19 protein-coding genes and 1 tRNA gene are annotated in these 25,031 nt (G+C 39.6%); 17 read left to right on the top strand and 3 right to left on the bottom strand.

Features of this window, described 5'->3' with window-relative positions; translation table 11 throughout:
• Window positions 1-85 precede the first annotated feature (85 nt).
• Window positions 86-2,995 (top strand): insulinase family protein, encoded by a 2,910-nt coding sequence (locus tag EO116_RS03070; RefSeq protein ID WP_127160574.1) that lies wholly within the window; start codon window positions 86-88, stop codon window positions 2,993-2,995.
• Window positions 2,996-3,497: 502 nt separating this feature from the next.
• Here EO116_RS03070 and EO116_RS03060 read toward each other — a convergent pair.
• Genes EO116_RS03060 through EO116_RS03050 form a run of 3 tightly spaced genes read right to left on the bottom strand, consistent with a single transcriptional unit; the run spans window position 3,498 to window position 6,786 of the window.
• A complete protein-coding gene (locus EO116_RS03060) occupies window positions 3,498-4,256 on the bottom strand; it encodes a TIGR03943 family protein (RefSeq protein ID WP_164725870.1) in 759 nt (252 codons plus the stop codon).
• On the bottom strand, window positions 4,253-5,740 hold the full coding sequence (locus tag EO116_RS03055; RefSeq protein WP_127160572.1) for a permease: 1,488 nt from the start codon (window positions 5,738-5,740) through the stop codon (window positions 4,253-4,255). Before EO116_RS03055 ends, EO116_RS03060 begins: the two co-directional genes overlap by 4 nt.
• 5 nt (window positions 5,741-5,745) lie before the next feature.
• Window positions 5,746-6,786 carry a GTP-binding protein gene (locus EO116_RS03050; protein WP_127160571.1) on the bottom strand — a complete coding sequence of 347 codons (1,041 nt, stop codon included), beginning with the start codon at window positions 6,784-6,786 and terminating at the stop codon, window positions 5,746-5,748.
• 277 nt (window positions 6,787-7,063) lie between these two features.
• Between EO116_RS03050 and EO116_RS03045 the strand changes: the two genes are divergently transcribed.
• From EO116_RS03045 to putP, 16 genes are all read left to right on the top strand, one after another.
• Window positions 7,064-7,549 carry a ferritin gene (locus EO116_RS03045; RefSeq protein ID WP_009372173.1) on the top strand — a complete coding sequence of 162 codons (486 nt, stop codon included), beginning with the start codon at window positions 7,064-7,066 and terminating at the stop codon, window positions 7,547-7,549.
• A 428-nt stretch (window positions 7,550-7,977) separates the two neighbouring features.
• Window positions 7,978-8,454 carry a CtsR family transcriptional regulator gene (locus tag EO116_RS03040; RefSeq protein WP_127160570.1) on the top strand — a complete coding sequence of 159 codons (477 nt, stop codon included), beginning with the start codon at window positions 7,978-7,980 and terminating at the stop codon, window positions 8,452-8,454.
• A 3-nt stretch (window positions 8,455-8,457) separates the two neighbouring features.
• Complete coding sequence (locus EO116_RS03035; protein WP_127160569.1) at window positions 8,458-8,976, top strand: UvrB/UvrC motif-containing protein; 519 nt, start codon at window positions 8,458-8,460, stop codon at window positions 8,974-8,976.
• 9 nt (window positions 8,977-8,985) lie between these two features.
• Complete coding sequence (locus EO116_RS03030) at window positions 8,986-10,059, top strand: protein arginine kinase (protein WP_127160568.1); 1,074 nt, start codon at window positions 8,986-8,988, stop codon at window positions 10,057-10,059.
• Window positions 10,056-12,482, top strand: coding sequence for an ATP-dependent Clp protease ATP-binding subunit (locus tag EO116_RS03025; RefSeq protein WP_127160567.1), 2,427 nt, complete (start codon window positions 10,056-10,058; stop codon window positions 12,480-12,482). Before EO116_RS03030 ends, EO116_RS03025 begins: the two co-directional genes overlap by 4 nt.
• 235 nt (window positions 12,483-12,717) lie before the next feature.
• A complete protein-coding gene (locus tag EO116_RS03020; protein WP_127160566.1) occupies window positions 12,718-13,542 on the top strand; it encodes a sirohydrochlorin cobaltochelatase in 825 nt (274 codons plus the stop codon).
• Between the two features lie 163 nt (window positions 13,543-13,705).
• Window positions 13,706-14,413, top strand: a complete 708-nt coding sequence (cobI, locus tag EO116_RS03015) for a precorrin-2 C(20)-methyltransferase (protein WP_127160565.1) — start codon at window positions 13,706-13,708, stop codon at window positions 14,411-14,413.
• A gap of 10 nt (window positions 14,414-14,423) precedes the next feature.
• The gene (locus EO116_RS03010) at window positions 14,424-15,800 is read left to right on the top strand and encodes a cobyrinate a,c-diamide synthase (RefSeq protein ID WP_127160564.1); all 1,377 of its coding nucleotides are present in this window, start codon (window positions 14,424-14,426) and stop codon (window positions 15,798-15,800) included.
• Window positions 15,801-15,912: 112 nt separating this feature from the next.
• Window positions 15,913-15,996: transfer RNA gene (locus tag EO116_RS03005), tRNA-Leu, on the top strand.
• A 376-nt stretch (window positions 15,997-16,372) separates the two neighbouring features.
• Window positions 16,373-16,846, top strand: coding sequence for a hypothetical protein (locus EO116_RS03000; RefSeq protein WP_164726047.1), 474 nt, complete (start codon window positions 16,373-16,375; stop codon window positions 16,844-16,846).
• Window positions 16,847-17,189: 343 nt separating this feature from the next.
• Window positions 17,190-18,197 (top strand): type I glyceraldehyde-3-phosphate dehydrogenase, encoded by a 1,008-nt coding sequence (gene gap, locus EO116_RS02995; RefSeq protein ID WP_062402066.1) that lies wholly within the window; start codon window positions 17,190-17,192, stop codon window positions 18,195-18,197.
• Between the two features lie 64 nt (window positions 18,198-18,261).
• Entirely contained in the window at window positions 18,262-19,440 is a 1,179-nt protein-coding gene (gene pgk / locus EO116_RS02990) for a phosphoglycerate kinase (RefSeq protein WP_127160562.1), read from the top strand.
• A 6-nt stretch (window positions 19,441-19,446) separates the two neighbouring features.
• Complete coding sequence (gene tpiA / locus EO116_RS02985) at window positions 19,447-20,199, top strand: triose-phosphate isomerase (RefSeq protein ID WP_231723409.1); 753 nt, start codon at window positions 19,447-19,449, stop codon at window positions 20,197-20,199.
• A gap of 19 nt (window positions 20,200-20,218) precedes the next feature.
• Entirely contained in the window at window positions 20,219-21,745 is a 1,527-nt protein-coding gene (gpmI, locus tag EO116_RS02980) for a 2,3-bisphosphoglycerate-independent phosphoglycerate mutase (RefSeq protein WP_127160561.1), read from the top strand.
• Between the two features lie 12 nt (window positions 21,746-21,757).
• A complete protein-coding gene (gene eno / locus EO116_RS02975) occupies window positions 21,758-23,044 on the top strand; it encodes a phosphopyruvate hydratase (protein WP_127160560.1) in 1,287 nt (428 codons plus the stop codon).
• Window positions 23,045-23,295: 251 nt separating this feature from the next.
• Entirely contained in the window at window positions 23,296-24,726 is a 1,431-nt protein-coding gene (gene putP / locus EO116_RS02970; RefSeq protein ID WP_240629115.1) for a sodium/proline symporter PutP, read from the top strand.
• The last annotated feature ends 305 nt before the right edge of the window (window positions 24,727-25,031 follow it).

The following is a 25,031-nucleotide window of genomic DNA, read 5'->3' as shown; positions in this document are numbered from 1 at the left end:
CAAAATGTTATACATATATAACAACGGTTTGAACTAGTATGCTAGTAAGAGCCGTTGTATGTTTAGTAGATAGAAAAGAGGTAGTATGAAGTTAGATACAGTCTATACAGGCTTTCGTGTAGAGCGAATTGAACCTGTTCAAGAGGTAAATGGCACAGCCTATATGTTACACCATGAGCAATCTGGTGCACGCTTGTTATACATAGATACAGAAGATACAAATAAAGTATTTCATGTAGCATTCCGCACGCCCCCTCATGATAGTACAGGGGTAGCACATATTTTAGAACATTCTGTGTTGTGTGGATCCCGTAAATTTCCTTTGAAAGAGCCCTTTGTGGAACTCGTAAAAGGCTCTCTGAACACATTCTTAAATGCTATGACCTATTCTGATAAAACTGTGTATCCAGTGGCGAGTAAGAATGATACAGACTTTCATAATTTGATGGATGTCTATTTGGATGCCGTATTCTATCCTCGTGTAGCTAAGGATCCAATGATCGTGATGCAAGAGGGATGGCATTATGAGTTAGAATCTCCAGAAGATCCATTGACCTATAAAGGTGTTGTTTATAACGAGATGAAAGGGGTTTACTCCTCACCTGATTCTCAATTAGATCATCATAAAATGGCGCTGTTATATCCTGACACTACTTATGGGCATGATTCTGGTGGATATCCTGATAATATTACAGACTTGACCTATGAAAACTTTAAAGCTTTCTATGATTCCTATTACCATCCATCTAATAGCTATATCTATTTATATGGGGATATGAATATTGAAGAAACCTTAGCATTCATTGATAAGGAATATTTGTCAAACTTCCATGCCATTGAAGTAGATTCTAGTATTGCTATGCAATCTCCTTTATCTGAACCAGTAGTGGCATCTTTCCCATACGGTATTGGTAATGATGAAAGTGATAAGGGCAAAGCCATTCATTCCTTAACCTATGTATTCCCAGAAATGACATTTACTCAAAGTTTAGCCTTTGAAGTGTTGAATCATGCCTTATTTACATCCGGCTCAGCGCCATTGAAGGAAGCTTTAGTGAAAGCAAATATTGGTAGTGATGTAAGCGGTTCCTACATGGATGGGATTCGTCAGCCATTATTTGAAATTAGTGTCACAGGTTCTGAAATCGAAAAACAAGCACAGTTACAGGAAGTGGTGGAAAACACATTACGCCAATTGGTAGATGCAGGTTTAGATAAGGAATTGTTAGAGGCATCCTTAAATCGCATTGAGTTCATTTTGCGAGAAGCCGATTTTGGAGGGCGTCCAATTGGTCTTGCTTACGGCTTACGAGTGATGGATAATTGGCTATATGACGAAGATCCTATTGAGTTGTTACGATATGAACCAGTATTGAAAGCACTTCGTGAAGGATTATCTACTGATTTCTATGAAAAATTATTGCGTACCTATATCTTAGATAACACGCATAAAGGCTTAGTTTCTCTGTATCCAGAAAAAGGTTTGCAAGAGAAAAAAGAACAAGAAGAGACTGCTGAACTAGCGGCTATTAAATCAAATATGAGTGAAGAAGAAATTGCCCATATTATTGATCAAACAGCGAAATTAAAAGAAATGCAACAAGCCGTAGATTCTGAAGAAGCACTGGCAACAATTCCTTTATTAGAATTGTCTGATATTTCTCCTGTAGTAGAAGTAACACCACGTCGTGAAATTGACCATAAAGGTATTCGTGTGCATCACATTGATGTACCAGCTCGTGGCATTAACTATGTTAGCTTGTATTTCAATATGGAATCCTTGCGAGAAGATGAATTATTTTATGCAGAGCTATTGTCAGATGTATTAGGCCGACTAGATACAGAACGTTTTACCTATGCAGAGATAGCAAAAGAAATAAATCTACATTTAGGTGGCTATACCATGGATGTATTGCCAGTCTCTATCCATAATGAACGTGATGCATTTGTACCATTAGCGGTTGTTCGTAGTAAGGCGTTAGCATCTAACATTGGTCATTTAACATCTTTACTTGGAGAGATTGTAGGACGTACAAAGTTTGATAGTCAAGAACGTCTTGTAGAATTATTAAAAGAAGGAAAGGCCATCTGGGATACAGAAGCATTCCGCCGTGGTAATACGATTGTTACTAACTTGCTTATGGCGAAAGTATCGAAAATTGGTAAATTTAGAGATCAAGATACATTAGGCTATTTCCGTCGTTTAGTCGAAGTCTTAGAGAATGAAACATTACTAGCTGGTGTGACAGAACAATTGATGAAAGTACAACAACGTTTATTCCGTAAAGATAACTTGGAAGTATCTTTTGTAGGTACTACTGAAGAACTAGAAACTTTCTTAGCACATCTAGACGATATCACTGCTGTTTTAAGTGATGATAGTTGGGAAGCACAGCTAGAGATGACTCAATCCTATGTGAATGAAGGCTTAGCTACATCTGGTAAGGTGCAATATGTGGCAAAAGGTGGTAACTTCCGTGATCATGGTGGTACACATACAGGTACTATGAGCGTCCTAGAAACTATGTTACGCTACGATTATCTGTGGAATTTGATTCGTGTACAAGGTGGAGCGTATGGAGCCTTTGCTAACTTCCATAATAATGGTAATATGGTATTCTGTTCCTACCGCGATCCAAACTTAGAAAATACATTACAAGTGTACGATGGATTGCCGACCTATTTACGTGAATTAGATTTATCTCCACGAGAAATGCGTAAATATATCATTGGTACTATGAGTGGACTGGATGTATCTAATACACCATTCCTACAAGGAGCTCGTGCTATGAGCTTATACTTTGGGAATACCAATGAAGTAAATATGACTGCTTTCCGTCAACAAGTCTTGGAAACAACAGTAGAAGACTTACGTGGATTAGCAGATGTCATTGAAAAAGTACTGCAAGATAACCATATCGTAGTCATGGGTAGCGAACAGCGTATCAAAGAAGCAGAACAGCTCTTTGATAAAGTGAGTAACCTAGTGCAATAATTTCATAAAACGATTACATATAAAAAGCCATACCCCATCTGGTACTCCAGATGGGGTATGGCTTTTAATTGTTAAGAGAATTAATAGTACCATAAATTGTCACGAATAGTATATGTCCAACCTATTCTATGCATCATATATTCAAATATTTTATGGTGTGGTATTACGACAGTAGTATGATCTCTCCTCATTGTGTTGGTATAGTATCTCCACATATCAGTTTTGAATTTTGAGAAATTCCATGTTACTGTTTCAATGACTCGGTTGTGTTTAACTATTTTTACGGATACAGTAATCCATTTTCCCGTAGAGGATGTTCCATAAGAAATAGTATCGTCCATTATATAAAGACTGGTGTTTTCTGAACTACTAATCCAGATATCAGTTGCTTTAACAGTACTTGTAAATGATAAGAATATAAAAAGAACGAAACAATAGGACAGTAATTTTGTTATAGTACGGTTCATAACATACTCCTTTATACACTATCATTTATAAATATTTAGTTAGGGAAAATATATCCATCAATTGCATCGGCTTGTGTAATTTTGCTGTTTACGATATAGGGCTGTTCTACACCGTGGAAGTTACGAGTGCCGATAGTTCCTTCCATTGTATACCAAGTATGCTCTAACAATGGTGTAGTGGAGGAGTACTCTGTAGGTAATCCAAATGGAGACATATCTGCTACGCAGCAAATCATTAAATCACGAGCTAATACAAAGTCATTGCCTTGTAAAGCTTTGTCATGATAAGAAATATAGCCTGTAGCTGTTACTGTATAGCCTTTATATTTTTCAATGTGATTAGATACTTTTAAAATGGTATCGTAATAATTTCTGGACGTTAATGTAATGTGTCGATGCGTATCATCGATACCATCACCAATGTTTTTATAATCGTTTGTTGGAACTGGTTCTTTGGTAATGGAAATGACTTGGTCCACAGGCTCTTCCGCTGGTAATGCAAAGGCTTGGGCATGGAAGATGGATGGACTTAATAGTAATGTACATAATCCGTATAGGATAGCATTTCGATACGAAGAGCCATAAGATCTACGGAATATGTTTTTGCTTGCTTTGATTGTGCTCCATAATAGTAATAATGTCAAAGCCCATAGCAAAGCGATGATATAGGAATTAGGGGCAATTAAACGATAGATGGAGCCTGTTGTTAATAAATATAACAAGGATAGGCTGCAACTAGCAGAGGCTACGATTTCTACCGCTGCGTGAATGTTAATTGTAGGAATGTATTTCATAGTGCATAACCTCCTATGATCGAAAATAGTATACATATAATCGTTGTTCCCAGAATGATGGAAATACTATATACTTTCACAAAGGAATTAGGGAACAGATTTCGTAATAAGACGTAGTTTTTAATGTCTAATAGAGGTCCAAACAGTAAGAATGCCAAGATTCCTGGTAAAGGAATGACGTTCATAAAGGACCGAGCGATAATGGCATCTGCAGTAGAGCAGATGGATACGCAAAAGGCGAGTGCCATCATACCGAAGATGACTAAAATGGAACCAGATAAGGATATATCTTGCAACCATTGTTTAGGTAAAAATAATTGTAACCCACTACTTAGTATAGACCCAATTATGATAAAGGGCAATAGGCGTAAGGTTTCTTCTTGTAATCTTCCGAAAAATCCTATGTCTTTTGACAGCGATTTTACTAGAGTTAATTGTTTCCATGGAGGGAATGCATCGGTACGACCGTAGATACGAGAGCCACAATATTGGCTTACAATAAAAGCTAGCAAAATTCCTAGTAAAGGTCGTCCCCAGAGTATCATAGGTTCTTTTGGGAACGCATAATAAGTGGAGAGTAGTACAATGGGATTTAGCAAAGGACTAATCATCGTAAAGAATAGACTAACTTTCGGTTCCATACCTTGCCGTGTTAGGCTGCGTAAGATAGGGATTACCGCGCAATCACAGAGTGGCATAGTACAAGCCATGAGAATAGCTAGTATATAGGCGAACATAGGAGAACGATGTAAATATTTTTCTATGCGATAGGGAGAGGCATATTGTTCTACGATGACGGAAATGCCAGTCCCTAAAAGCAAGAATGGTATCATCTGTAATAAGATGGCCGTGGTCATAGTTACCCAATTAGGCTGTGCATAAAACATATATCCCAAGGCCAATAGGATAGGGATGATCGCATATTGTTTCCATCCAGGTTTAGACATTTGTATAGGTTTTGTAATAGGCCATTGCTTCACATCTTGGCAGGTAATCCAAGTACTATTAGGAGCCAATTCAGTATACTCTTTAGCCTTTTCTTGCGTAGTGTTGCCCAGTATGACTGTATCGCTATAGCGAATTTGTGAAAGGGGAATTTCCCCTAAATACGGTAATTGTGACTCTACCCATTCTGGATGGGTCACATAATAAATATGTTTAATATCTAGCATATCTCCTAAGGGAGAGTGTAGAAAAAGTTCTTCAAAACTTTCTAAGGAGCCCATGCCATTCCATTCGATCCAAAGTTCACGATACTGACGATCTTGTAATACTTGCTGACAAGCGGAGATAGTGTTCTTGGGATCATCATCGATGGAGAAAGTATGTACTCTTTCGTTGGAAAGAGCAGGACTTTGTAAGCCCTGCTCAAATTGAAAGAGAAGAACATTTGAAATTTTATGACTTTCAATACCAGCAGTGATAGTGCTTGTCTTTCCTGAACCAAGAAAGCCCATCACTACATAGGCGGGGATAGTTTTCATAGGTGTTACATTGTTCCATTAATAAAAGACTGCAACGCATCATTGTTTAAAGATGGACCAATGATGGTTAAATATGAATCATGTAATGTGGTAGGAGTAATCTCTAAACCAGTGCCGTTGTATTGTACTAAGGCTTGCCCTCCAGTGGATAGAGGGATGCAACCTTTCAATCGTAAGATATGACCAGTTGTATTCGTTTCGATGAGGGCTTTCAAATGTTCTTTCCATTCATCGATGGTGCGAGGTAAGGTGCATTCTACCGTGCATGTTAAGAAAGCATCCTTGGCCTGTGCGTGATGAGCAATGTGGTCATGACGAGGAATCTCGGGGTGATTCCGTGCTGTATGATGACCTGTATGATTTTCAATATTTTTGGCAGGTGATAAAGAGGAGATGACTTGCTCTCGTGGATACATGGAAATATATTTTGAAAGTGTAATCTCTTTCCAAGGCACGATGTAAATCGGTGCAGCTGGATTTAAGAGACGAATAATTTCCAAGGTGTTTTGTAGCAAATCTTCATCTTCTTGATGGCTAATAAAGACTTGGCTTGAGTAGGCAATTTGATCTTTAAAGAAGACACCAAAGTTTTTGTAGTACATAGGAGCTCGCATGGCATCCACAATGGACACACAACCGGTGAGCTCAATGCGTTTTGCAATAGATGAATCCTTGCAAATAGCTAGAATGTCAGATAGTTGACTCACCCCAGATGGTTCAATGATAATATAATCCACATCTTGAGTGTCTAAAATATCTACTAAAGCTCTACGGAAATCGCCGGCTAAGCTACAACAAATGCACCCAGATGTGAGCTCGCGAACGGTATATCCTTTTTCACGAAGGATAGCTCCATCTAAATTGACTTGGCCGAAATCATTTTCTAAAATCAAAATTCTTGTTGGATCCGGTAATTCTTGTATGAGTTGCTGAATGAATGTTGTCTTTCCGGCACCTAGAAAACCAGAGACGACATACACTTTTACTTTATGGGAACTTAGATTTTGTTTTGCTCGAGTAAAAGCACGACTGATTAGATTCATCATACATCTCACCTCCAATGTGTATAATGTTATATATAATAAAATGAAAGTTCTTGCATGAATAGTATACTCTCTTTTAGTCAGCCATGCATGAATGATTGAGCATTTCAGTCTGTGTAACTTGCAATCATTATCAAAATATAAAATAAATGATAAAAAATCGAAAAAAATAGAAAAAGAAGATTGATTTATTTCGATTTGTCTGTTATAATGAAATCACGATGTGGAAACACATCAGTGTATTGTCAATTTATAAAAAGTATATATGAGGTATAAAAACATGAATCAAAAAGTAGCACAAGCTCTTAACGAACAAGTAATTTTCGAATTTAATGCAGCATCCACATATTTAGCTCTTTCCTTAGCTATGGCTGATGCTAACTTCAAAGGTTTCTCCGCATGGTTACGTGCACAATACCAAGAAGAAGTAACTCACGCTTTCAAATTCATTGATTACTTACAAAGCAACAATGAAAAAGTAACATTAGGTGATGTAAAAAACACAGCATCTACTTTGACTAATCCATTAGAAGTAGCAAAAGCTGTATTAGCTCATGAACAAATGATTACTGGCAAAATCCATAACTTGTATGCATTAGCATTAGAAGAAAAAGATTATGCTACAGTATCTTTCTTGAACTGGTTCGTAGAAGAACAAGTAGAAGAAGAAGCGAATGCAACTGACCTAGTAGATCAATTCACATTTGCACAAGATAGCCGTTCTGCACAATTATTCTTGGACTCCAAATTAGGTAGCCGTCAATAATTGCTACACTCACTCTTACTGTGAAGTGAGAACTTCCTATCAAACCTAACACACATAACACACACATAATACAAAACCTAACACACAACACATATAACTAAACACAATCATGATATTTGTAAGAGTGAAGTTGCTTGCTAGAATATACAATAGGTAGCCTTTCTAATAGAGGGGCTACCTATTTTGTTTTGCTGTCGATGTGGGGCACGATTCATATACGAACAGTGTCCTACATTATTTTTTAACTAAATAGTCAAAAAGTCAAAAAAGTATTTGACAAAAGTCAAAAAGTCAGATATACTTTAACCATAGAAAAGAACAAAAAGTCAAATTCAACTATTCGGTGTATATAATGACTGATGATGTGAATATTTAGGATTGCATTATAGTAGATAATACATCACAAATGGAAGAAATGAGGTTATAATATGAGCATTTTAGCAGATAAGATTGAACAGTTTATACTGACGAAACTATTAGAAGAACAGGAAGGCATTACGCTAAGGAGAAATGAACTAGCCGAGACTTTGGATTGTGCGCCCTCACAAATTAGTTATGTGCTGAGTACACGATTTTCAAATGACCGGGGATTCATTGTTCAATCCAGACGGGGATTAGGTGGCTCAATCACAATTACTAGAGTTATGGAACCGGTAAGAACAAAAGTCCTGATTCCCTTAGAAAAAACTCAAAAACGTAATGAAGAGGAACCTGTTATTACAATTGGTCACATTGACAAAGTATTATTCCAACATATGAAAGAAGCACGTCTTACAAAGCGTGAAGCAGCGATGTTACATGAAGCATTTGTTAGAATCTTACAAGATGTGCCAACGGAACGTAGAAAAGAAGCCGCAGAGCGTTTTTATCAAGCCATTATGAACATTATAAATGAGGAGGTGTAGACTATGAAATGTGATTCTTGTGGTAAAGAAAATGCAAACATTCATATGACATCTATTGTGAATGGAGCAAAAGAGGAGCATCATTATTGCCAACAATGTGCCAATCAAAAAGAGCAGGGAAGTGGAACCATGTTTTCCTCTATGTTTGATGATAGCTTTTTCAATAATCAATTTTTTGCCAATGTTATGTACCCTCAAAGTGCATTGGGTAATAGCAAACAGATTACTTGCCCACAATGTGGCATGACTATATCGGCATTTAATCATCAAGGTCGATTAGGTTGTGATAGATGCTACGAGGCGTTTCGGCAGCACTTAGTTCCCCTAATTAAGCGTATTCAAGGATCTATTTCTTATGAAGGTCGCATTCCTCAACGAGGAGCCGCAGATTTGAAAGTAGAGCAAACTATTAAGCAACTACGAAATGAGCTAATTCGGACGGTAAAGGAAGAGCAATTTGAAAGAGCTGCACAAATTCGTGATGAAATTAAGTCTTTGGAACAGTCTAAAGCATCAAATTAAGGAGGGGCTATGTTACATACTATTTTAGATGAGGCATTGTCGCCTTGGATGAAAGAAACCGACTTAGATCATCGTATTGTGTTATCTAGTCGTATCCGATTAGCAAGAAATTTTAAAGGTATACCTTTTACGAATCGAGGAGATATCAATGATTTAGCTAAGGTTGATGGGTATATGCGGTCTATGATTGCCCCTTTGCAAATAGCCTATGGTAAAAGCTTTTCAAAAATTAACTTGGCATCTTTAAGTCCTATGGAACGAGATGTGCTAGTAGAAAAACACTTAATTTCTCCTAATTTGGCGACCCAGAGTCAAGAACGAAGTGTCATCATTTCTGAAGATTCTCGTATTGCCATTATGGTGAATGAAGAAGATCATTTGCGGATTCAGTCCATGGAATTAGGATTACAATTAGAAAAAGCCTATGAACGAGCGGTAGCTATTGATGATGTGATAGAAAGTAAATACGATTATGCGTTTTCAAAAGACTTTGGATACTTAACTGCCTGTCCTACCAATGTAGGAACGGGGATGAGAGCATCTGTGATGGTTCATGTTCCAGCGTTATCAATGACGGGCAAATTACAGCGCATTATTCGTAGTATTATCCGCATGGGCTATTCTGTACGAGGTCTCTATGGTGAAGGATCTGAGGGATTAGGTCATGTATATCAAATCTCTAATCAGCAAACCATGGGAATTAGTGAGCAAGCAACGATTGAACAACTTTCACAGATTGTACAAGGCGTTGTAAAAGAAGAAGAAAAAGCACGGTCTGAATTATGGACTACAGATAAAGAAGGCGTTGAAGATAAGGTGTGGAGGTCCTATGGAATTTTGACCCATGCACGCCGTATTTCAGGAGAAGAAGCCTTGGCCTTATTGAGTGATGTGCAGTTAGGCATAGATATGAAATTAATAGATGTGACCATGAACTTTCACGAAATGCTAGTCATTACAAGACCAAATTTTCTGGCCAAATTAGTGGGGAAAGAGTCGATGGGCTCGCAAGAACGTGATAGTCAAAGGGCACAAGTAATACAAGATACCTTGTTACGAGGTTCAAAAGGAGGAAGAAAATGATAGAAAGATATACAGAAGGGGCAAAACGTGCGTTAGCAATTGCCCAAGAAAAAGCAGTTGAATATAAACATAATTATGTAGGAACAGAGCATTTGTTGTTAGGCCTTGTGGAAGAAGAAAAATCAGTGTCTGCACGTGCGTTGCTAGCCTTAGGAGTAGAAGGAAAGGCATTGGCACAAGAAGTGATTCGTGCAGTTGGTAAAGGTACGCATAGTGGAGGCCAATTACAAATGACACCGCGTACGAAACATGTATTGGATTTAGCGCAACAAGCCGCCAATGGTCGTGGACATAACTACATCGGTACAGAGCATATTTTATTAGGCCTATTGTACGATGGTGGTGGGGTAGCCATGCAATTATTGGCAGCAAAAGGAATTCGTCCAGAAGATGTAGTAGAAAAAGTAAATGCTATTGTAGGTGGAGAAGAACCAAGTTCTAATCCAACACAAGGTACAGCTAGTGATTTAGGCGAAATTTCTGACTATGCTATAGATCTTAATGAAAGTGCAAAACAAGGCAAAATTGATCCTGTCATTGGTCGTGATACAGAAATTCAACGGGTAATTCAGATTTTAAGCCGTCGCACAAAAAATAATCCAGTCCTTATCGGTGAACCTGGGGTTGGTAAAACAGCCATTGCAGAGGGGTTAGCACAACGTATTGTTAGTGGAGATGTGCCAGATGTATTACGAGATAAGCGCATTATTTCTGTAAGCTTGAGCTCCATGTTAGCAGGAGCAAAATATCGCGGTGAATTTGAAGAGCGTTTGAAAAAAGTGATGGATGAAGTACAAGCACATAATGATATGATTGTATTTATTGATGAAATTCATACTTTGATTGGAGCAGGTGCTACAGAAGGAGCCATGGATGCAGCAAATATCTTGAAGCCAGCCTTAGCACGTGGCAATTTCCAAGTGATTGGAGCTACTACATTAGACGAATATAAAAAGCATATTGAAAAAGATGCTGCTTTAGAACGTCGTTTCCAACCAGTACAAGTGGGGGAACCAAGTGAAGAAGATGCGTTATCTATTTTGAAGGGCTTACGTGATCGCTACGAAGCATTCCATAAGGTACAAATTACAGATGAAGCCTTGGCAGCAGCTGTACATTTATCAAGTCGTTATATTGCAGATCGATTCTTGCCAGATAAAGCAATCGATGTCATGGATGAAGCAGCATCTAAAGTACGTATGGCTGTGTTTACGGCAACTCCAGATGTGAAAGCCTTAGAAGATGAGTTAGTGCAAGTACAAAAAGAAAAAGAGGCAGCTGTTACAGCCCAAGACTTTGAGCGAGCAGCTACACTTCGTGATAAAGAAAAAGAATTAGAATCTGACATTGCATCAAAACAAGAAGATAGCAAAAAAGACAGCGAATCCAAGCTAGTAGTGACAGAGTCTGAAATAGCCGCTGTTGTTTCTGAATGGAGTGGTATCCCTGTATCACGAGTGGCAGAAGAAGAATCGGAACGCTTATTACGCTTGGAAGAAGAATTGCATCAACGTGTCATCGGTCAAGACGAAGCTGTCGTAGCTGTATCGAAAGCGGTACGCCGTGCAAGAGCTGGATTAAAAGATCCAAAACGTCCAATTGGTTCCTTCCTATTCTTAGGACCTACTGGGGTTGGTAAAACAGAATTAGCTAGATCCTTAGCATCTAATTTATTTGGTGATGAAAATGCTATGATTCGCATCGACATGTCAGAGTATATGGAAAAACATGCGGTGAGCCGTTTAGTGGGAGCGCCTCCGGGCTATGTAGGATATGATGAAGGAGGTCAATTAACTGAGGCTGTTCGTCGTCGCCCATATAGTGTGGTTCTCTTTGATGAAGTGGAAAAAGCGCATCCAGACTTCTTTAATATCTTATTACAAGTCTTGGATGATGGACGATTAACGGATAACCAAGGTCGCACAGTCGATTTCAGAAATACCGTGATCATTATGACAAGTAACTTAGGAGCGCAATATCTCAAAGAAGATGCGGCAGCTATGGGATTCTTAGCAGCTAAGGGAGAAGAAGAAAGTGGAAAAGATAAAGAGTCCATGAAAAAAGATGTGCTCCAAGCTGTGAAATCTCATTTCCGCCCAGAGTTTTTGAATCGTATTGATGAAATGATTGTATTCCATGCTCTAGAAACAGAACAATTGCAAAGTATCGTGCGTATTTTATTGCAATCTGTGACAACACGATTACATGAACAAGGTATGGAATTAGAAGTATCTGATGAAGCTATGGAGAAAATCGTAGCAGAAGGAACTGACTTTGCTATGGGGGCAAGACCTTTGAAACGAGCTATCCAACGGTTAGTAGAAGATCCAATTTCTGATGCTATCTTAGAAGGTAAAGCTGGAGAAGGTAAAACAATTCATGTAGTAGTAGAAAATGATGATATTGCGATTACTGTAAAGTAATATAAGAAACGAGCTATACTTAGTTGTTATGAAGGCAACTGGGTATAGCTCTTTTATGTTCACCTGAACTCTACTATGTAAGGTGTTGTATATAGATATAAGAAGAGTATATTAGAGTAGCGTAATGCATTAGTGTGGGAAGAGATTGGTTAATGACTTATATTTATTTTACAGAACACCAATTTTAATTTACACTATAGATAGGTATGTTCTTAATTTAAGTATGAGGTATAACATGAAAGAGATTATTCTAGTCACATCTTTTGGCTCTACTGTAGACAGCGCAAGAGAAAATCAAATTTTCCCAGTGGTAGATGCCATTCGTAAAGCAAATCCGAGTCATGAAGTAAGGTTGGCCTTTACATCACGTATTGTCATTAAGCGTTTGAAAGATAGAAATATTGTATTCCAAAATGAAATTGAGACTATGGAATCGATTGTAGCAGAAGGCTATGAACGGATCATTGTACAGCCTACACATTTAGTAGGTGGTGCAGAGTTTGATAAGCTTCGAAAAAATATTATGGAGTTCAACGGAAAAGGCTCTGTACAAGAAATTGTATTTGGTAGACCGCTTTTGTATTTCATGGGACAAGAAGGGGAAGTGCCAGACGATTATCAAATATTGATTGATCGTTTTATCAAGGCCTTACATGTTCCTGAAACGGAAGATTTACTTCTAGTAGGTCATGGTGGGTTTAATGTAGGAAATGCATCTTATGCAGTACTACAATTGAAATTACAATATGAAGGGTTCCGTAATACATCCATTGCTACATTAGAAAATTTTCCAACACCTGAAGATATATTAGCACGATGGGAACGAGACGACCACGAATGTAAAAGAGTACATTTACACCCCCTATTATTAGTCTGTGGTGATCATGCATTGAATGATTTATTCGGAGAGGAAGAAGACAGTTTGCTTTCTGGATTAACAGAAGCAGGCTATGAAGTGGTATCCTATGAAAAAGGCCTTGGAGAATACAAAGAAATTCAAGATATTTATGTGGAGCATTTGGCAGATGCTATGCAGGGGTTATATCAAAAAAGATTATAATATTATAATTCATAATAATTTGATGGCTAAGGGATTTTCTAGTAGTACATAGAAGGGTATTTCGTGTACATTCATGGATAATCATGATATACTAAACAAGTTATAGTAGATTGGAAGTAGTAAATCTTACTAGTTCAATGTTGATAGATAAAGAGGTGTCCTGATGAAAGGTAAATTATATGGTATCGGTGTAGGTCCTGGGGATTCTGAGTTGATGACTGTGAAAGCTGCTCGTATTGTGGGAGAAGCAGATGTTATCATTACGCCGAAAACAGAAAAAAAAGATGGTTCTGTAGCATTGCATATTGCAGAACCATATATTCAAGAACATACAGAAATCGTACCAGTTGTATTTCCAATGGTATTAGATGATAATGAACAATCTAAAGGTTGGGAAGAAGCTCGTAAAATTATTACTGGATTACTAGAAGAAGGTAAAAAAGTTGTATTCTTAACATTGGGGGATCCAATGTTTTACAGTACATATATGTATGTATATCGCTTAGTAGAATCTGCTGGTTTTGATATTGAAACTATTCCAGGTGTTACTGCATTTTGTGCAATCGGATCCCATTTGGGCTACCCAATTGTAGAAAAAGAGGAAGTGTTAGCGATTATTCCAGCGACAGCACCAAAAGAAAAAATTGATGCTGTACTTGCTGTAGCTGATGATGCAGTTATTATGAAAGTGTATAGAAACTTCTCTGAAGTGCAAGAGACACTTCGCAAACATGATATGGCAGAAGAGGCTGTGATGATTTCTCGTGTTGGATTACCAGAGGAAGAAATCTATCGTAATGTAGATGCGTTGCCATCTGATACAAAATTAAACTATTTATCTACAATTTTGGCGAAACGTAAAGATCGCTAAGAGGTATGTTATGAACACTGTACAACGACCAAGAATTGTCATAGCAGGCACCAACTCAGGTGTCGGAAAAACAACCATTGTAGCAGGGCTTTTGGCGGCTTTGACAGAGCAGGGCAAAGCGGTACAGGCATTTAAAGTAGGCCCGGATTATATTGATCCGGGCTTTCATAAAATTGCTAGCCAAAGAGAATGTTACAACTTAGATACCTGGCTTGTGCCACCACATAAATTGATTCCTTTTTTTGCCGGACAAGCAGAAACAGCAGATATTTCCATTATAGAAGGCGTGATGGGTCTTTATGATGGAGGACGTGAAGGTGTTAGTTCCACTGCGCAAGTAGCCAAAGATTTAAATGCACCAGTGGTATTAGTGATCGATTGTAAGGCGATGGGAGAAAGCGCAGCAGCCATTGCTAAAGGCTTTCGGGATTATGACCCAGAGGTACAATTTGGTGGGGTTATTTTAAACCGATTAGGATCGGATAATCATGAATATATGATACGGACGGCGATGAAGAAATTAGGTGTTCCTGTACTAGGTGCCATTCGTCGTGATGAACGCATGCAATCACCAGAACGTCATTTAGGATTGACACCAGTGACAGAAATTGATCCCACAGAGGCTATTGCTACCATTCGTGAAGCTGTAAAAGTCATGGTGGATTTAGAAGCCCTGGTAGAGTTAGCTCAAAATGCGGCGGACTTGTCTGTGGAAACTGTGGAGGTAGTAGAGGCTGTAGAAAAACGCACACGTATTGGCATCGCTTTTGATGAAGCGTTCTCCTTTTACTATCCAGCTAGCTTATCCGCTTTAGAAGCAGAAGGGGCGGAGTTACATTATTTTAGTCCTTTACAAGATACATCCTTGCCAGATGTAGATGGTATCTTTTTTGGTGGTGGTTTTCCAGAGATGTTTTTATCTCAACTGGGGAAAAATGAATCTATTAAAGATAGTATACGTAAGGCTAGTGAAAAAGGGATGCCAATCTATGCGGAATGCGGCGGTCTCATGTATATGACAGAAGCAGTGACTGATTTTGAAGGGAATACCTATCCGATGGTGGGGATTGTACCAGCTACCTGTGAAATGCAACAAAGCTTACAACGGGTTGGATATGTAAGTGCCACTATGTTGGAACCAAGTATCTTAGGGTCTGTGAAAGATACTTTGCGTGGACATGAGTTTCATTTTTCTACCATGACACCTACACAAAGTCCATTTCCTTGGGCCTTTGAATTAGTAGGTGGACGTAAACCGAAAGCCTATCAAGGTGGATATGCACATAAAAATGTGTTAGCATCCTATTTACACATTAATTTCTCTGGCAGTGAAGCGGCAGCAAAAGCTTTTGTAGATGCTTGTGAGGATTATAGTCAACGTAAGTAGTAAAAATGCAAAGATGCTAAAATGCAATTTTATATTGCGTTTTAGGCATAATATAAAAGTGAAAAAAGATTGACATTTTTTCTAGCTCTGTGTATACTAATATCGTTGACGAGCCGGAGTGGCGGAATGGCAGACGCACTTGACTCAAAATCAAGCGGGTAACACCGTGTGGGTTCAAGTCCCACCTCCGGCACCAACGATTAGCAGATACTGTATAAACAGTATCTGCTTTTTTATTTTCACCTTGATAAAAAAATTTATTTAATAAAAGAGTAGATAGTAATAGAGTGTCAAAAGCAACAGAGTTTAGAATGGGTTAAGAAGTGTGAAGAAAGGGGTTGAAAGATAGTTTATTATGATTATTTTATATGGGTTTCATGATGAAAAATAATTGACGATTTGTGGAAAATTATATATGATAGTCACAAAATAAGGTGATAACAAGTTGCAAAAAAAGTTGTGCTATAACAATAGAGTAGGCTAGGAAGTATTAGCTAGAAAAGATGCATATAGGATATGAGAAAGGAGGAACCCTATGTCGGGCGAGCGTAAAAGACTATGTATAAGAACGTATGAAATTAATAGGAAATCGAATGAGGGAGAAAGCTATGGATGGATACGAGTATACATTGGACAAGACGGGGTTTTATAAAATCCTTTTTAGCACGTCTTTGACAGTAGCCAAAGAACAATTACATAGTAGGTTAACACCGAAAAAACTAGAAGGTGCAGTGGATTATATGTGCATGCTTTGCACCTGCATGAGTTTAGCGGTTAATCAGAATCAACTAGAATGTGCCAAGTTTAATGATGGAATTGTAGAAGAATATGTAAGTTTAGTAGATGTGATCATTAGTAACGAAGGGAGTATTAATTATATAAAAGCTGCTAAAATTGATGAATTGTTTATTAAATCGGCTGAGTTGGTACGTGCACTATTGCAGGGGGGCGCATTAACTGAACAGTTAGGTGAACTACAAAGAACCTATCATTATTGGAGTATGAAGCAACGTATGTATAGTTCACGAAAAAGTTTGCTTCATTAGTGTGTAAGAATGGGTGGGCATGAAGCATATATTGAGTAATGTCTAGGTTGCAATGATGTAAATACAAAGGCACCTAATAAAATAGTTCCCACAAAAAGAGAGGAAAGTTGATCCTGGAGAGTCTGCTTTCCTCTTTTTTATATTATGCCATTCAAAGGTTTACTCTATGGTGTATGGAGAAGAGGGGAGTGTAGTGGGATATATTTTATAGGTCTAACTATGAAGTGTAGTAAAGAGGGCTCTTTCATCCAAAGGTACAAAAAGCTTGCACCAACCCCAATAGTCTTGTAAAATAGAGGTATAACAACTTATATAGTACAAGAATTATTAGGAGGAATTGATTATGGCAGTGAAGATTGGTATTAATGGCTTTGGTCGTATTGGTAAATGCGTCATGCGCGCGGCTCTTAACAACCCAGATGTGGAAGTAGTAGCCATTAATGATACTGGTGATATTGAAGGTTCCGCTTTACTGTTTAAACATGACTCAATTCATGGCAACTTAAGCTGTGACGTGTCTGTAGAAGGCGAATATTTAGTAGTAGACGGCAAAAAAACACGTGTATTCTGTGACCGTGATCCAGCAAAATTAGACTGGTCCTCGGAAGGGGTAGAAGTGGTTATCGAATGTACGGGTGTATTCCGTTCTCGTGAAAAAGCGGCAGCTCATTTAGGGGGCACTGTTAAAAAAGTAATTATTTCCGCACCAGGTAAAGATGAAGATAAAACAATCGTTATGGGTGTCAATGAAAGTGAATATGATCCAGCTACACATCATGTAGTATCTAATGCAAGTTGTACTACAAACTGTTTAGCTCCATTTGCAAAAGTATTGCACCAAGAATTTGGTATCAAACGTGGTATGATGACTACAGTGCACTCTTACACAAATGACCAACGTGTATTGGATGCACCACATAAAGACTTACGTCGTGCTCGTGCGGCAGCGATGTCTATTATTCCTACTACAACAGGTGCAGCAAAAGCAGTGGCATTAGTATTGCCTGAATTAAAAGGTAAATTAAATGGCTTTGCTCTTCGTGTGCCTACTCCAAATGTGTCTGTAACAGACTTAGTAGTAGAACTTGAAAAAGAAGCAACTAAAGAAAGCATCAATGCGGCATTCCGCAAAGCAGCTGAAGGCGAGTTGAAAGGTATTCTTGGCGTATCTGATTTGCCATTAGTATCCAAAGATTTCAATGGTGATGCTCGTAGTTCTATCGTAGATGCAGACTTGACAATGGTGATGGAAGGCAATATGGCAAAAGTAGTAGCTTGGTATGACAATGAGTGGGGCTATTCCTCTCGTATTGTTGATCTAGCTGTGTACATGAGCAAACGAGGCTTATAATCTGCCGGGGACTACGAGGGTAGTCCCTTTTTGGCATGTTTAGTGTATATACATAGGAGACAGTATGAAACTTTCACTAGCAAATATGAATGTAGCAAATAAAACTGTATTTGTACGAGTTGATTTTAATGTACCTTTGAAAGACGGTGTTATTACTGACGACACACGGATTCGAGCGACTTTACCTACCTTGCGCCATTTGATTGATCAAGGTGCCAAGGTAGTCATTGCCTCTCATCTAGGTCGTCCTAAAGGAGAGCGTAAACCAGAGTTTACTTTGGTTCCTTGCGCCAAACGATTGAGTGAACTATTAGAACAACCAGTTCGTTTCGTAGAAGATTGCATTGGTGAGATCCCAGCACAAGCCGTGTCTGAAATGAAATCTGGGGATGTAGTTGTCTTAGAAAACCTTCGTTTCTATAAAGAAGAAGAAAAAAATGACCCTGCCTTTGCGAAATCCTTAGCTGACTTAGCAGAAGTAGGTGTAAATGATGCCTTCGGCGTATCTCACCGTGCCCATGCATCTGTGGAAGGGATTACGAAATACTTACCAGTGGGAGCTGGTTTCTTATTAGAAAAAGAAATTCGCTATGTAGGCGGTGCTGTAGAGCATCCAGAACACCCATTTGCAGCTATTATCGGTGGCGCTAAGGTGAGCGACAAAATTGAAGTCATTTCTAACTTATTACCAAAAGTAGAAGTGTTAATCATCGGTGGTGGCATGGCAAATACTTTCGTAGCGGCCCAAGGTCATAATGTAGGTACTTCCTTAGTGGAAGCTGACAAATTTGAACTAGCTCGTGAATTAATCGCTCGTGCGAAAGAAACTAACACTAACCTAGTATTACCAGTAGATTTCGTAGTAGCCGATGCTTTCAGTGAAACGGCGAATCATAAGGTGGTAGATGCGACAGCTATCGAAGATGGCTGGATGGCCTTAGACATTGGTCCAAAGAGCCGTGAGCTATTCGCAGAGGCTTTGGCACCGATGAAAATGATCGTTTGGAATGGTCCTATGGGCGTATTTGAAATGGAAGTATTCGCAGGTGGTACCAATGCGGTAGCGAAAGCGGTGGCAGAGGCGAATGCAACTACAATTGTAGGCGGCGGCGATTCTGTAGCGGCTATTGAAAAAAGTGGATTAAGTAACAAAATTTCTCATATTTCCACTGGTGGCGGCGCCTCCTTAGAGTACTTAGAAGGCAAAGTATTACCAGGTATTGCAGCCTTACAAGAGGCATAGGAGGTTATCATGCGACAACCGATCATTGCTGGGAACTGGAAAATGCATATGACGAATACGGAAGCCACAGTATTCGTAGAACAATTGAAAACATTAGTGGCGGATGCTAGCTGTGAAGTGGTAGTATGCCCTCCGTTTACAGCCATTAGCACTGTAGCTGATTTAGCGGAAGACACCAAGGTTCGTGTAGGGGCGCAAAACGTGTTCCATGAAGAATCTGGTGCCTATACAGGGGAAGTATCTCCTTCGATGTTGACGGACTTAGGCGTGTCCTACGTAATTGTGGGGCACTCTGAACGACGTTCTATCTTTAAAGAAGCAGATCGTTGTGTGAATAAGCGTGTACGCATTGTTTTACAACATGGCATGAGCCCTATCCTGTGCGTAGGTGAAAGTTTAAATCAACGTGAAAGTGGAGAAACAGTGGCGTTCATTCATTCCCAATTAGAAATGGGATTGCATGGAGTGCCTGCAGAAGAAATGACAGAAGTGGTGATTGCCTACGAACCGATTTGGGCCATTGGCACAGGTCGCACAGCCACAGCGGAACAAGCTGGAGAAGTATGCCAAAGTATTCGTGAGAAAATCGCCGCTATGTACACACCTGACATTGCAGAACAAGTGCGCATTCTATACGGTGGCAGTGTAAAACCGGAGAATGCGAAAGATATTTTAGCCCAAGCCCACGTGGATGGTGCTTTGGTGGGCGGTGCTTCCTTGGAAGCAGAGACTTTTACGGGAATTATTAATGCCTGTTAACATAGTTTTGAGGTAGCGTATGGCAAAATTAAAAGGACCAGTGATGCTAACAATCCTTGATGGATTCGGTATTGGGGATGGTCAAGACCCAACTAATGCGGTGGTACAAGCGAACCCCCGAACATTTTTAGAATTATGGGATAAGTGCCCTCACACTCTATTGGATGCATCTGGTATGGCCGTAGGCTTGCCAGATGGACAGATGGGAAACTCTGAAGTGGGGCATTTGAATATTGGTGCCGGACGTATTGTGTACCAAGAATTGACGCGCATTACGAAAGAGGCAGAGGAAGGGACCTTATTTACTCGTCCTACCTTAGTGAAAGCCTATGAAGAAGGGGCTAAACAAGCCTTGCATCTAGTGGGTTTGTTGTCGGATGGCGGTGTCCACTCGCATATTGATCACTTGAAGGCATTACTTCGTGGCGCTAAAGAGGCTGGTGTAGGAAAAGTCTATATCCACGCCTTCTTGGATGGTCGTGATGTACCACCACAAAGTGCGTTGGCCTATATTGACGATATCGCTCACTACTGTGACGAGTTGGATCTAGGATCGATTGCGACAATAGGTGGTCGTTATTATGGTATGGATCGTGATCAACGATGGGAACGAGTGCAACTGGCGTATAATGCCATAGTATGTGGTAGTGGCACAGAAGTAGGTTGTGCTCATGAAGCGGTAGAACACAGTTATGCTGATGAAACGACAGATGAATTTGTCATTCCATCTGTGGTGGAAGGGTATACAGGTATGCAGGATGGAGATGCGATCTTGTTCTTTAACTTCCGTCCTGATCGGGCTCGTCAATTAGTGCGTGCTGTGGTAGATCCTGATTTCACTGGATTTGAACGAAAACATGTATTGCAAGGTTCCTATGTGGCGAGTATGACTCGTTACGAAGCGGACTTACCAGTGCCTGTGGTGTATGATAAAGAACTGCTAACAGATACCTTAGGAGAAGTGTTATCCAAGGGGGGGTATCGTCAACTGCGCATTGCAGAAACAGAGAAATATGCTCATGTGACGTATTTCTTCAATGGTGGTAAGGAAGATGTATTCCCTGGGGAAGATAGAATTTTAGTACCATCCCCTAAAGTGGCTACCTATGATTTGCAACCAGAGATGAGTGCTCCAGAGGTAACAGAAAAGGTAGTTGCCGCCATCCGCAGTGGCGAGTATGATATGATTATTTTGAACTATGCGAACCCAGATATGGTAGGCCATACGGGTGATTTTGAAGCGGCAAAACGAGCTATTTTAGCCGTAGATGCGGGGCTTTCAGAGATTGTGAAAGCCATTCAAGATAGGAATGGTCAATTATTAATTACAGCGGACCATGGAAATTCTGAGGTCATGGTGGACCATACCACAGAAATTCCGCACACGGCGCATACGACGAATCCGGTGCCACTCATTTTAGTGGGAGCCCCAGAGGGTGTCACCTTGCGACCAGGTCGACTATGTGATTTAGCACCAACTATGTTGGCTTTAGGTGGTATTGAGCAGCCTGAAGCTATGAGTGGTGAAAGTTTGTTAGTACAATAAGGAGAAATAACAATGGCAGTAATTACTGATGTATACGCAAGAGAGATTATGGATTCTCGTGGCAATCCAACAGTAGAAGTAGAAGTATATTTAGAAGACGGTACGATTGGTCGTGCAGCGGTTCCATCTGGAGCGTCTACTGGTCAATTTGAAGCGGTGGAATTGCGCGATAGCGGGTCTCCTCGTTACTTAGGTAAAGGTGTATTACAAGCGGTAGCAAACGTAAATGACATCATTGGACCTGCTATTTTAGGGTTTGATGCATCTGAGCAAGTGGCTATCGATGGAGTGATGATCGAGTTAGATGGTACGCCAAATAAAGCAAAATTAGGGGCCAATGCAATTTTAGGTGTATCCATGGCAGTAGCTCGTGCAGCGGCTGAATCCTATGATTTACCATTATTTCAATACCTTGGTGGCACGAATGCAAAAGAATTGCCAGTGCCAATGATGAATATTTTAAATGGCGGAGCTCATGCAGATAATAACGTGGATATTCAAGAGTTCATGATTATGCCAATTGGTGCATCTAGCTTTATGGAAGCATTGCGTTATTGTGCAGAAGTATACCATACATTGAAAGGTGTATTGAAAGCAAAAGGCTTGGCCACTGGTGTAGGTGATGAAGGGGGCTTTGCTCCGAACTTAGGTTCCAATGAAGAAGCATTACAAGTGATTACAGAAGCTATTGAAAAAGCAGGTCTTGTAGTGGGTAAAGATATTGTATTTGCTATTGATGCAGCATCTTCTGAGTTCTATAAAGATGGTAAATACCACTTAGCTGGCGAAGGCAAAGTAAAAACAGCTGCTGAAATGGTAGAATACTATGCAGAACTTTGCGAAAAATATCCAATTTACTCCATTGAAGATGGCTTGGCAGAAGAAGATTGGGAAGGCTGGAAATTGTTGACAGAGCGCCTAGGTAAAACTGTTCAATTAGTAGGTGACGATTTATTCGTAACGAATACAGAACGCTTGTCTCGTGGTATCAAAGAAGATACAGCGAATGCAATCTTGATCAAAGTGAACCAAATCGGTACGTTGACAGAAACATTTGATGCTATTGAAATGGCAAAACGTGCAGGCTATACAGCTGTAATTTCTCACCGTTCTGGTGAAACAGAAGATTCCACAATTGCTGATATCGCTGTAGCAGTAAACGCTGGACAAATCAAAACTGGTGCCCCAGCTCGTTCCGAACGCGTAGCGAAATACAATCAATTACTTCGCATTGAAGACATGTTGGCAGAAACGGCTCAATACCGTGGTAGCGATGTGTTCTATAACATCAAACGATAAGAATATGTGAAAATGAAAAAGGACCCTACGGGGTCCTTTTTGTTGTAGCACTCGCTTTGTTTTATACAAAGCGTTTATTTTTTGCGTAAAATCCGTGAAAGACGATATATATAATCTGTGATATAATAGAAAAGATTAATGCTGAATGCATTCTATAGAATTTTAAGTAAAGGTGAAAGGATTAGGAAAGGAGGAGTAGGGTGTATAACAATTTTGAAGTGATTGGGGCATTTGCATTGTATTTAGGCCTCATGATGTACATCGGGGTATATTATTACCGCAAGTCTAATAGCTTAGACGACTATATTTTAGGAGGTCGCCAGCTAGGCCCTTGGATCACGTCCATGAGTGCGGAAGCATCAGATATGAGTGGATGGATGTTGATGGGTTTACCTGGATTTGCCTACTCAACAGGGATATCGGCCTTATGGATTGCCATTGGTTTAGCTTTGGGAACGTGGCTGAACTGGGTATTCGTATCGAAACGATTGCGCAATTATACAGAGGTAGCGAATAATAGTTTGACTATACCGGATTATTTGAAAAACCGTTTTCATGATACATCAAGAATTGTGCCGGTAGTGTCTGCTATCTTCATCGTTATTTTCTTTTTAATTTACACGTCTTCTGGATTCGTGGCAGGTGGTAAGTTATTTAATACTATCTTTGGACTAGATTACATGACATCCCTCTTTATTACAGCAGGGGTAGTTATTTTCTACACCTTCCTAGGTGGTTTCCTAGCTGTAAGTTGGACAGACTGTATCCAAGGTATGATGATGTTCTTCGCCATCTTATTGGTACCGGTGACGGCAGCCATGTATTTAGGTGGTCCTGTGGAAACATCTCAATTAATTGCTACGGAGTTCCCAGCAGGCTTGTCGATTTGGGGACCGGAACAAGATACTTTCACCTTGGTGGTAGGTATCATTTCTAGCCTAGGATGGGGGCTTGGTTACTTTGGTCAACCTCACATCTTAGTGCGTTTCATGGCGATTTCCGATGCGAAAGAATTAAAAAAAGCTACAAATATTGCCATGATTTGGGTGGTTATTTCCTTGTTGGCGGCAGTGGCAGTAGGTCTTGTTGGTAAAGTATATTTAACAATACCTCTAGTAGATGCTGATGCAGAAACAGTATTCCTTGTGATGAGCGAGCATTTATTTAACCCATTTGTGGCAGGTTTGATTTGGTCCGCTGTATTGGCAGCCATCATGAGTACAGCCTCTGCACAATTGTTAGTAACTGCATCTTCTGTGTCTCAAGATTTGTACCGCAATGTGTTTGCCCGTGATGCAGGAGACCGTGAACTAGTTATGGTTAGCCGTGCTACGGTATTGATCGTATCTGCTATTGCCATCGTGATGGCGGTGAATCCACAAAGCTATATCTTGACGATGGTAGCCTATGCATGGGCAGGGTTTGGCGCTGCTTTCGGTCCGGCTATCTTGATCTCTTTGATTTGGAAACGGATGACTCTGAAAGGTTGTATCGCTGGTATCTTGGTAGGTGGTATCACCGTTCTTGTATGGAAACAATTCGGTTGGTTCGGCTTGTATGAAATCGTACCAGGTTTCATCTTATCTGCCATTGCTATCTTCGTGGTTAGTTTGTTAGACCATGAGCCAAGTAAAGAAATCCAAGCGGAGTTCGATGCATCAGAACGCATGCATATTTTATAATTATATACACATAGTAAACGAAATGTTGGGGCTACTCCTTTGGGGTAGTGCCAACATTTTTTTGTAGAAGATACTTATAGAGGAGACGCTTATAAAGCACACTTTTAGTAATCATGGGGGGCTGTATGAATTAGCATATTTTTTTACCAATATGTATGGATACAACTATAAGTCCTAGTAGGTCTTGTTAGGAAGTTATAACGTGCGGTAAGGAAGGTACTGCCTTAAGAGGAACGTGTAACAAGATAGGTATGTCTACTAGTTCATGATGAAGGAAATAGTTGTACTAGGTGAATAGTATAAAA

Source organism: Veillonella sp. VA137, from assembly GCF_003992015.1.
In the GTDB taxonomy this organism is placed as follows: Bacteria; Bacillota; Negativicutes; order Veillonellales; family Veillonellaceae; genus F0422.
Note: the sequence above shows the minus strand (reverse complement) of the source record. Positions and strands in the feature narration are given on the sequence as shown.